General features: G+C 70.1%; 9 protein-coding genes. 7 read left to right on the top strand and 2 right to left on the bottom strand.

Annotated features, from left to right (window positions below; all coding sequences use genetic code 11):
• Positions 1 to 1,531 (bottom strand): penicillin acylase family protein (locus tag F3T56_RS44585; protein WP_172639473.1); only part of this gene is annotated, 1,531 nt, incomplete at its 3' end.
• 228 nt (positions 1,532 to 1,759) lie between these two features.
• Here F3T56_RS44585 and F3T56_RS44580 point away from each other — a divergent pair.
• A complete protein-coding gene (locus tag F3T56_RS44580; protein ID WP_149831175.1) occupies positions 1,760 to 3,259 on the top strand; it encodes an acyl-CoA synthetase in 1,500 nt (499 codons plus the stop codon).
• Between the two features lie 69 nt (positions 3,260 to 3,328).
• Complete coding sequence (locus F3T56_RS44575; protein ID WP_149831174.1) at positions 3,329 to 3,883, top strand: alpha/beta fold hydrolase; 555 nt, start codon at positions 3,329 to 3,331, stop codon at positions 3,881 to 3,883.
• Here the strand turns inward: F3T56_RS44575 and F3T56_RS44570 are convergent.
• Positions 3,838 to 5,457: an acyl-CoA synthetase gene (locus F3T56_RS44570; RefSeq protein ID WP_149831173.1), complete on the bottom strand. Its 1,620-nt coding sequence runs from the start codon at positions 5,455 to 5,457 to the stop codon at positions 3,838 to 3,840. The two genes, F3T56_RS44575 and F3T56_RS44570, sit on opposite strands and share 46 nt — an antisense overlap.
• Positions 5,458 to 5,634: 177 nt before the next feature.
• Between F3T56_RS44570 and F3T56_RS44565 the strand changes: the two genes are divergently transcribed.
• From F3T56_RS44565 to F3T56_RS44545, 5 genes are all read left to right on the top strand, one after another.
• Positions 5,635 to 6,438, top strand: coding sequence for a crotonase/enoyl-CoA hydratase family protein (locus F3T56_RS44565; RefSeq protein ID WP_149831172.1), 804 nt, complete (start codon positions 5,635 to 5,637; stop codon positions 6,436 to 6,438).
• A gap of 141 nt (positions 6,439 to 6,579) precedes the next feature.
• The gene (locus F3T56_RS44560) at positions 6,580 to 7,536 is read left to right on the top strand and encodes a Zn-ribbon domain-containing OB-fold protein (protein ID WP_149831171.1); all 957 of its coding nucleotides are present in this window, start codon (positions 6,580 to 6,582) and stop codon (positions 7,534 to 7,536) included.
• A complete protein-coding gene (locus F3T56_RS44555; protein WP_149831170.1) occupies positions 7,533 to 8,582 on the top strand; it encodes a thiolase domain-containing protein in 1,050 nt (349 codons plus the stop codon). The genes F3T56_RS44560 and F3T56_RS44555 overlap by 4 nt, the downstream gene beginning before the upstream one ends.
• Positions 8,579 to 9,745: a thiolase domain-containing protein gene (locus F3T56_RS44550; protein ID WP_149831169.1), complete on the top strand. Its 1,167-nt coding sequence runs from the start codon at positions 8,579 to 8,581 to the stop codon at positions 9,743 to 9,745. Before F3T56_RS44555 ends, F3T56_RS44550 begins: the two co-directional genes overlap by 4 nt.
• An 82-nt stretch (positions 9,746 to 9,827) precedes the next feature.
• Positions 9,828 to 10,073, top strand: coding sequence for a DUF397 domain-containing protein (locus tag F3T56_RS44545; RefSeq protein ID WP_149831168.1), 246 nt, complete (start codon positions 9,828 to 9,830; stop codon positions 10,071 to 10,073).
• Positions 10,074 to 10,112: the final 39 nt, after the last annotated feature.

Genomic DNA, 10,112 nt, shown 5'->3' with positions numbered 1-10,112 from the left:
TCGAGTTCTCCACGTACGGGGCGTCCTTGAGCGTCGGCATCCGGGCGGGGCCGAAGATGCCCGGTCGCACGGCGTCCGCGTCACGGCCGAGGGCGCAGTCGCCGCGCGAGCCGTCGAGGATCGCGACCCCGGACGCCGGATACGTGGTCCTGCCGAGCGCCGTCGAGCAGCGCTCCGCCAGATCGTCGGTGATCCGGGGCAGCACCTGCGACTGGGTGAAGAGGGTGTGTCCCGCACGGTCGGCGGCAAGGGTGTTCACCCAGGGGATTCCCTGATGCTCGGCGAGGGAGTCGAGGACGTCGTCCGTGCTCCGGGCCTCGCTGAAGCCGAGGGAGGTGTCGGCGAAGCGCAGATTCGTGGCGTTGGGGTCGTGGAGGGCGTACGCCGTCGTGGTGGTCCACGGCAGCGGGGCCTGCGCGCCCAGCGCATTGACCACGGGCCCGTAGCGGGTCCACCACTGGGTGCGGGTCACCGGGGTGCCGTCCTTGACCGCGACGGTCATGGTCCGCCTGGTCATCTTCTCCGGCTCGCCGTCGACCAGGTAAGTCGTCGGATCGGCCGGATCCAGCGTCAGCTGGTGGAAGTTGGCCGGGACGCCGGTGGAGACGGTGTGGCTCCACGCCACGTGGGCGTTGAAACCTATGGAGATCGCCGGTGACCCGAGCAGGGCACCGCCGGAGACGTCGAGCCGGCCGGGGATCGTCTGCTGCGACTGCCAGAAGCGGCGCCCGCCCTGCCACGGGTAGTGCGGGTTGCCGAGCAGTAGTCCTCGTCCGTTCGCGGTCGTGTCGCCGCGGAAGGCGACCGCGTTGGAGCCCATGTCGCTGGTGCCCCACAGGTCGTCCGCCGCTCCCATGACGGCTTTCGCGCCGGCCGCGCGCGAGGCGGGGCTATTGACCCCGGTCGGTGGCTGCGCGGTCGTGATCGCCTCGACGAGGCGCCCTTCGCCGGAGAGCGCGGCGATGGCGAGGCCACGGGCAGCCACATCGAGTTCCGTGACCGGCGTGACCCAGGAGGCGTCCGTGCAGGCGGGGTCATTGATCTGATTCTGCTTCAGCCAGGCGTTGTAGCCCGCCGCCCAGCCGCGCATCATGTCCCGGGCCTTCCGGCTCGGGCCCACGGGAGCGGGCTCGGCGAGCAGCTTCTCCACCGTGCGGGTCTCCCGGACGCCACGGAAGTACAGGTCGCTGCTGAGGTTGCTGCGCGCCGACGACAGCGCGAAGTCGGTGGTGCCCTCGGCGCCGAACCAGCGGGAGCGTTCGCCGCGCAGCGTCACGAACCCGTCGGCGAGCACACACACCTGGTCGGCGGCCTGCGCCCAGCCGGCGCCGAAACCGAGGTTCGCGTAGTCCTTCGCGACGATGTGCGGAATGCCGTACTCGGTGTAGCGGATCACGGCGGACAGACCACCGTGGGACGGGCGTTGCCCACCGGCCCGGTCGCCGTCCGCGGCGGTGGCCGACGGCAGCACGGCCGAGGCGGTGAACAGGGCTACGGCCGAGACGACGAACTGTCTCAGGCGGGTACGCATGGTGCCTCCCGACATCATCGAGGGAAGTGACGGTTGAGCCCGTCAGGGCGTTTGTGCGTAGTCCATGTGTGCGGTGATCTTCACTCTGATTGACTCGCGCCCCAGGTGCCGAAGTTGAGCGGTTTCGCGCCATGCGCGCCGGATTCGGGCCATGTGCGTGATGTGCTTGACCCTGGTCGAGCGGCGGAACGAGGATCGCGCCGGGACCGATGGACGAAAGGGCTGATCATGACGGCTGGACGCAGTGTGACGGTCGACGGAGTGCTGCGGCGCAGCGCCCGGCGGACTCCCGCCCGCGTCGCGATCCACTACGGCGAACGCTTCTGGACGTACGCCGAGTTGGAGGACGCCGTCTCCCGCGCCGCCCGCGCCCTGCGCGACACCGGCCTCCGCCCCGGCGACAGGGTCGGCGCCTACGGCCACAACTCGGACGCCTACCTGATCGCCTTCCTGGCCTGCGCCCGCGCCGGCCTGGTGCACGTCCCGGTCAACCAGAACCTCACCGGCGACGACCTGTCGTACCTCCTCGACCAGTCCGGCAGCACCCTGGTCCTGACCGACCCCGACCTCGCCGGGAACCTCCCCGAGGGCCTGCGTACCCTCCCGCTCCGGGACGCCGCCGACTCACTGCTCACCCGACTCGCCACCACGGAGCCGTACGACGGCGAGGAGCCCAAGGCCGAGGACCTCGTCCAACTCCTCTACACCTCCGGCACCACCGCGCTCCCCAAGGGCGCGATGATGACGCACCGCGCGCTGGTGCACGAGTACCTCAGCGCGATCTCCGCCCTCGACCTCTCGGCCGGCGACCGGCCCGTGCACTCCCTCCCGCTTTACCACTCGGCACAGATGCACGTCTTCCTGGTGCCTTACCTCGCGGTCGGCGCCACCAACACCATCCTCGACGCACCCGACGGCGACCGGCTCCTCGACCTGATCGAGGCGGGCGACGCGGACAGCCTCTTCGCCCCGCCCACCGTGTGGATCGCGCTGTCCAACCGCCCCGACTTCGAGACCCGGAACCTCAGGGGCCTGCGCAAGGCGTACTACGGGGCATCGATCATGCCGGTACCCGTCCTGGAACGGCTCAGAGAACGCCTGCCGAAGCTCGCCTTCCACAACTGCTTCGGCCAGAGCGAGATCGGCCCCCTGTCCATGGTCCTCGGCCCCCACGAGCACAAGGGCCGCATGGACTCCTGCGGACGACCCGTCATGTTCGTCGAGGCCAAGGTCGTCGACGAGAAGGGCGAGGACGTACCCGACGGCACGCCCGGCGAGATCGTGTACCAGTCCCCGCAACTCTGCGAGGGCTACTGGGAGAAGCCCGAGGAGACCGCCGAGGCCTTCCGCGACGGCTGGTTCCACTCCGGCGACCTCGCCGTACGCGATGCCCACGGCTTCTTCACCATCGTCGACCGCGTCAAGGACGTCATCAACTCCGGCGGCGTCCTCATCGCCTCCCGCCAGGTCGAGGACGCCCTCTACACCCATGACCGGGTCGCCGAGGTCGCCGTGATCGCCCTCCCCGACGAGAAGTGGATCGAGGCGGTGACCGCCGTCGTCGTCCCCCGCGGCGAGGTCACCGAGGCCGAACTGATCACCCACGCCCGCGAGAACCTCACCCACTTCAAGGCCCCGAAGAAGGTCCTCTTCGTGGACGAACTCCCGCGCAACGCGAGCGGCAAGATCCTGAAGCGGGAGCTGCGGGACCGCTTCGCGGAGGCCTGACTCCGGCAGTCGCTCTGCCCTCGGCAGAGTGACGAGGACCGACGGCGCCCGCGGACTACGGTGCGTGCCATGGACACGAAACCCCGCACCGTACAGGCGAACGGCATCACCCTGGCCTATCGCGTCTGGGGCCCGCAGGACGCACCACCCCTCGTCCTCCTCCACGCGCGCGGTGCCGACGGCGCGGACTGGACGGGCATCGCAAAGACGCTGGTGTCCACCGGCCGACGCCGGGTGTACGCCCCCGACCTGCGCGGACACGGCGACAGTGACTGGCCGGGGGAGTACGCGTACGAGCTGATGCGGGACGACGTACGTGGCTTCCTCGACGCTCTCGGCCTCGCGCACGTCGACGTCGTGGGCCACTCGCTCGGCGGCGTGGTCGCGTACCTGCTGGCACAACAGGACCCCGGTCTCGTGCGCCGCCTCGCCCTGGAGGACGTGCCCGCGCCCTTCCCGCTGGATCCGCCCCGCCCACGAGCCGTCCGCCCCGAAGGGGACCTGCCCTTCGACTGGACGATGATCGAGGCCACCGACGAACAGCGCAACGCGCCTGCCCCCGCGTGGTGGGACGACGGTCAGGGGACGTCCGCCGCGACCGCCACCGACCGCGCCCAGCGGTAGTCCGCCTTGCCACTGGGGGAGCGCTGGATGGTGTCGGTGAGGATGAGCTGGCGGGGGATCTTGTAGCCGGCGAGGCGGGTGCGGCAGTGGGTCTGGATGTCCTCCAGGCTCGGGCGGGCCGCGCCCTCGCGCAGCTGCACCACGGCCGCGACATGGCTGCCCCACTTCGGGTCAGGCACCCCGGCGACCAGCGCGTCGTACACGTCGGGGTGGGCCTTGAGGGCCTGCTCGACCTCCTCGGGGTACACCTTCTCGCCGCCGGTGTTGATGCACTGCGAGCCCCGGCCGAGCACCGTGACGACGCCCTCCTCGTCGACGGTCGCCATGTCACCGAGGAGCACCCAGCGCTCGCCGTCCTTCTCGAAGAAGGTCTCGGCCGTTTTCTCGGCGTCGTTGTAGTAGCCGAGCGGGACATGGCCGTGCTGGGCGACCCGACCCGGTACACCGACGGGGACGGGCTCGTACGTGGCCGGGTCCACGACCTGCGTACCGGAGTGGACGCGGATCCGGAAGCCGTCGCCCGCGCCCGCGTCCTCGGTCGCCGTGCCGTTGAAGCCGGACTCCGAGGAGCCGAAGTTGTTGAGGAGCATCGCGTTCGGCACCAGGGTCTGGAACTGCTGCCGGACCGTCTCCGACATGATCGCGCCGGACGACGACACACTGAACAGCGAGGAGCAGTCCGTACCCTTCATCGGGCCGTTCAGCGCGTCGATGAGCGGCCGCAGCATCGCGTCACCCACCAGGGACACACTGGTGACCTTCTCCTTCTCGATCGTCCGCAGTGCCTCCTCGGCCACGAACTTGCGGTGGATCACGACGCGTTGGCCGAAGTTGAAGCCGATGAACGCCGTGAGCGTGGACGTGCCGTGCATCAGCGGAGCGGTGGGGAAGAACGTGATCCCGTCGCCGCCGGCCGCGACCCGCTCGGCCAGCTCCTCCGGCGCCTTCACCGGTTCCCCGGTCGGGGCGCCGCCCCCCAAACCTGAGAAGAACAGGTCTTCCTGACGCCACATCACGCCCTTGGGCATGCCCGTCGTGCCACCGGTGTAGATGATGAACTGGTCGTCCGCCGAGCGTGCCGGGAAACCCCGCTCGGTGTTCCGCGAGATCTCCGCGAAGTCCGTGACCCCCTTCAGCTCCGGGGCGCCCGCCGGTGGTGCGCCCACCCGTAGCAGCTGCCGCAGCTTCTCCGTCCTCGGTAGCGCCGCCGCCACCCGCCCGGTGAACTCCGCGTCGAAGACGAGCCCCACCAGATCCGCGTCCCGGTAGAGGTAGACCAACTCTTCTTCCACGTAGCGGTAGTTGACGTTGACAGGCACGAGTCGCGCCTTGAGACAGCCCAGCGCCGTCTGGAGGTACTCCACGCAGTTGTAGAGATGCAGGCCGACATGGTCACCGGGCTTGAGCCCGCTGTCGAGCAGATGATGGCCGACGCGGTTCGCCTCCGCGTCCAACTCGGCGTAGGTCAGCCGGCGTTCCGCGCCCGTACCCGGGATGTCGAGGTACGCGAGCGCCGCACGCTCCGGGACCACGTCCACGACCGACTCGAACAGGTCCGCAAGGTTGTACTCCACCGCACTCCTCCTGACCCCGGGCGCGCCCTGGCATCCGTCGGTTCGCGGTCATCAGAGCAAAGGGCGCCGTAGGTGGGAAGGGTTCGCGCACAAGAAATCTGACTGACTGTCAGAAAACTCTTGTACTGGCCCCGCGCCTCCTGCAACCTGTTCTCGTTCCGGAGACTGGAGGATGCGATGGTTGGTACGGAACACCTCACTATGCGGCGCGAAGGCGCCACCCTGGTGCTCACACTCAACCGGCCCGAGGCCAAGAACGCGCTCTCGCTGCCGATGCTCGTCGGCCTCTACGACGGCTGGGTCGAGGCCGACGAGGACGACGCGGTCCGCTCGATCGTCGTCACCGGAGCCGGGGGCGCCTTCTGCGCCGGGATGGACCTCAAGGCGCTGGCCGGCGACAAGGGGATGGTCGGCCAGGAGTACCGCGACCGTCTCAAGGCCGACCCCGACCTGCACTGGAAGGCGATGCTCCGTCATCACCGGCCGCGCAAGCCGGTTCTCGCCGCCGTCGAGGGATACTGCGTCGCCGGGGGCACCGAGATTCTCCAGGGCACTGACATCCGGGTTGCCGGCGAGTCGGCGACATTCGGGCTCTTCGAGGTCAAGCGGGGGTTGTTCCCGATCGGCGGCTCCACGGTGCGCCTTCAGCGGCAGATTCCGCGCACTCATGCGTTGGAGATGCTGCTCACCGGGCGGCCGTACAGCGCGCGTGAGGCCGTCGGGGTCGGGCTGATCGGGCACGTCGTTCCTGATGGCACTGCCCTCACCAAGGCTCTGGAGATCGCCGAAAAGATCAATGCGTGTGGGCCGCTGGCCGTCGAGGCCGTCAAGGCGTCCGTGTATGAGACCGCCGAGATGACCGAGGCGGATGGGTTGGCCGCCGAGTTGAAACGGGGATGGCCGATCTTTGACACGGATGACGCGAAGGAAGGGGCTCGGGCGTTCGCCGAGAAGCGGCAGCCTGATTACAAGCGTTCGTAAGCGCCCGGCTAGGTGCGTCGTTGGTCGACTGCGGGCCGTCTGTGGCTGATCGCGCCCACGCGGCGGAGCCGCATATCGATACAGCCCCGCGCCCCTTGAGGGGCGCGTCTGGCGCCCCCCGTTCGAAGGAGGCAAGCCCCGATGTCCGCAATCCTCAAAGCACCCCTCACCGTCGAGTTCCCCTTCACCCGTTCCCTCGGCCCCATCCAGAGCGCTTTTCTCACCGGGCTGCGTGAGCGCGTGATCCTCGGTGTCCGTACCGGGGACGGCCGGACCCTCGTGCCGCCCGTCGAGTACGACCCCGTCACCGCCGAGGAGATCCGCGAGCTCGTCGAAGTCGCCCCGACCGGCACGGTCACCACCTGGGCCTGGAATCACGCCCCCCGCCGGGGCCAGCCGCTCGCCACCCCGTTCGCCTGGGTCCTGGTGAAGCTGGACGGCGCCGACACCGGCCTTCTGCACGCCCTCGACGCCTCGGGCCCCGACGCCGTACGCACCGGTATGCGTGTCCGGGTCCGCTGGGCGGAGGAACGTTCCGGCGCCATCACGGACATCGCCTGTTTCGAGCCGTACGGCGGAGAGGCCGCCGAAGCGGAACCGGAGGGCCACAGCGGTGAGTTCGACGACCCGATCACCGGCATCGTCGCCCCCGCCCGCCTCGACTACACCTACTCGCCCGGCCGCGCCCAGACCGGATACATCAACGCCCTCGTCGAGCGCCGGGCCGTCGGTGAACGCTGTCCGGCCTGCCGGAAGGTGTACGTCCCGCCTCGTGGCGCCTGCCCGACCTGTGGGGTGGCCACGGCCGAGCAGGTGGAGGTCGGGCCGGGCGGGACGGTGACCACGTTCTGCATCGTCAACATCAAGGCCGCGCATACGGCGAATCTGGACATCGAAGTCCCGTACGTCTACGGGCACATCGCGCTCGACGGCGCCGACCTCGCCCTGCACGGCCGTATCGCGGGCATCCCGTACGACCAGGTGCGCATGGGACTGCGCGTCGAACCGGTGTGGACGGAAGGCGCCCGCTACCCCGACCACTACCGGCCAACCGGGGAGCCGGACGCCGAGTACGACACGTTCAAGGAGCTGACGTGAACCGGGAGATCGCCGTCGTCGCCTTCGCCCAGACCGACCACCGGAGCACCAGCGAGGAACTCTCCGAGGTGGAGATGCTCATGCCGGTCCTGCACGAGGTCCTGGACGGGACCGGGCTCAAAACCTCCGACATCGACTTCACCTGCTCCGGGTCGAGCGACTACCTCGCCGGTCGCGCCTTCTCCTTCACCCTCGCCCTCGACGGCGTGGGCGCCTGGCCGCCGATCTCCGAGTCGCACGTCGAGATGGACGGGGCCTGGGCGCTGTACGAGGCGTGGGTGAAGCTCCAGACGGGGGACGCCGACACCGCGCTCGTGTACGCGTACGGCAAGTCCTCGCCCGGGTCGGTCCGGGACGTGCTGACCCGGCAGCTCGACCCGTACTACCTGGCCCCGCTGTGGCCCGACTCCGTCGCCCTCGCCGCCCTCCAGGCCCAGGCGCTCATCGACGCGGGCCGCACGGACGAGCCGGCGCTCGCGGCGGTCGGGGCACGGAGCCGTACGGCGGCCGCAGACAACTCCCATGCCCAGCTGAGGGGTTCGGTGCCCCAGGGGGAGTACCTCGTACGACCGCTGCGTACCGGGGACTGCCCGCCCATCGGCGATGGCGCCGCCGCCGTGGTGCTCGCGGCGGGGGAGCGGGCCCGGGAGCTGTGCGCGCGGCCCGCCTGGATCCGCGGCATCGACCACCGCATCGAGGCGCACGGCATCGGCGTACGCGATCTGACCGACTCGCCGTCGACCCGGCTCGCCGCCGAGCGGGCCGGAGTCTTCGAACGTCCCGTGGACACCGCCGAGTTGCACGCGCCGTTCAGCTCCCAGGAGGTCATCCTGCGCGAGGTGCTGCGGCTGGACGACGGCGTGGACGTCAACCCGTCGGGCGGCGCCCTGGCCGCCAACCCGGTCATGGCCGCCGGGCTCATCCGGATCGGCGAGGCCGCCGCACGCATCCACCGGGGCGAGTCCGACCGGGCCCTCGCCCACGCCACCTCCGGGCCCTGTCTGCAACAGAACCTGGTCGCCGTACTTGAAGGGGATCCGCGATGAGCAAGGAGCCCGTGGCCGTCGTAGGCATCGGCCAGACCAAGCACGTCGCGGCCCGGCGGGACGTGTCGATCGCGGGACTCGTCCGGGAGGCGGCCCAAAGGGCCCTGGCCGACGCCGAGTTGACGTGGGCCGACATCGAGGCCGTCGTCATCGGCAAGGCGCCCGACTTCTTCGAGGGCGTGATGATGCCCGAGCTGTACCTCGCCGACGCGCTCGGCGCGGTCGGCAAACCGATGATGCGGGTGCACACGGCGGGCTCGGTCGGCGGATCGACCGCGCTGGTCGCGGCGAGTCTCGTCGCGGCCCGCGTGCACGGCACCGTGCTGACGCTCGCCTTCGAGAAACAGTCCGAGTCGAACGCCATGTGGGGCCTGTCCCTGCCGATCCCGTTCCAGCAGCCGCTGCTGGCCGGAGCGGGCGGCTTCTTCGCCCCGCACGTACGGGCGTACATGCGGCGCAGCGGCGCCCCCGACACCGTCGGCTCCCTGGTGGCGTACAAGAACCGCCGCAACGCGCTGAAGAACCCCTACGCGCATCTCCACGAGCACGACATCACGCTGGAGAAGGTCCAGGCCTCGCCCATGCTGTGGGATCCGATCCGTTACTCGGAGACCTGCCCGTCCTCCGACGGGGCGGTCGCGATGGTCCTCACCGACCGGGCGGGGGCGGCCCGTGCGCCCCGGTCGGCCGCGTGGATGCACGGCGGGGCGATGCGCAGTGAGCCGACGCTGTTCGCGGGCAAGGACAGCGTGTCACCGCGCGCGGGCCGCGACTGCGCCGCCGACGTCTACCGCCAGGCGGGCATCACGGACCCGCGCCGCGAGATCGACGCGGTCGAGATGTACGTGCCGTTCTCCTGGTACGAGCCGATGTGGCTGGAAAACCTCGGCTTCGCCGCCGAGGGAGAGGGCTGGAAACTCACCGAGTCCGGTGTCACCGAGCTGGACGGGGACCTTCCGGTCGACATGTCCGGCGGCGTGCTGTCCACCAACCCCATCGGGGCCTCCGGCATGATCCGCTTCGCCGAAGCCGCGCTCCAGGTGCGCGGGCAGGCGGGAGAACACCAGGTGGAAGGCGCCCGCCGAGTGCTCGGACACGCCTACGGCGGCGGATCGCAGTTCTTCTCGATGTGGCTCGTCGGCGCCGAGCCGCCAACCTCCTGAACCTCCCCGTCACGTGGCCTGTCGGCGGCGGGAACCGATCGCTAGTCTGGCGGGCGGACGACGAACCGGGAGGAGCACGGACGTGGCCGAGAGCACCATGGAGCAGCGATCGCTCGACGGCTGGCACAAGCCGGCGGAGCTGGACCTCAGCAACGCGGACTGGCGGTCCAGCAGCCAAGGCAGGGGAGACGTCCAGATCGCCTTTGTCGAGGGCTTCATCGCCATGCGCAACAGCGGCCGCCCCGAGAGTCCCTCGCTGATCTTCACCCCCGCCGAGTGGGGCGCCTTCGTATCCGAGGCCAGGGAGGGCGAGTTCGACCTGACGTGAGAGAGCGTGTGTCCCGTCGGTGGACGGCCGGAGCCGCCC

Origin of the sequence: Streptomyces tailanensis (assembly GCF_008386495.1) — a bacterium.
Classification (GTDB): Bacteria; Actinomycetota; Actinomycetes; order Streptomycetales; family Streptomycetaceae; genus Streptomyces; species Streptomyces tailanensis.
The sequence above is the reverse complement of the archived record's forward strand: the minus strand, read 5'-3'. Positions and strand labels throughout refer to the sequence as shown.

Coding starts and splice junctions, on each gene's coding strand:
- F3T56_RS44580 (WP_149831175.1), top strand. CDS start 1,760: ATGACGGCTGGACGCAGTGTGACGGTCGACGGAGTGCTGCGGCGCAGC.
- F3T56_RS44575 (WP_149831174.1), top strand. CDS start 3,329: ATGGACACGAAACCCCGCACCGTACAGGCGAACGGCATCACCCTGGCC.
- F3T56_RS44565 (WP_149831172.1), top strand. CDS start 5,635: ATGGTTGGTACGGAACACCTCACTATGCGGCGCGAAGGCGCCACCCTG.
- F3T56_RS44560 (WP_149831171.1), top strand. CDS start 6,580: ATGTCCGCAATCCTCAAAGCACCCCTCACCGTCGAGTTCCCCTTCACC.
- F3T56_RS44550 (WP_149831169.1), top strand. CDS start 8,579: ATGAGCAAGGAGCCCGTGGCCGTCGTAGGCATCGGCCAGACCAAGCAC.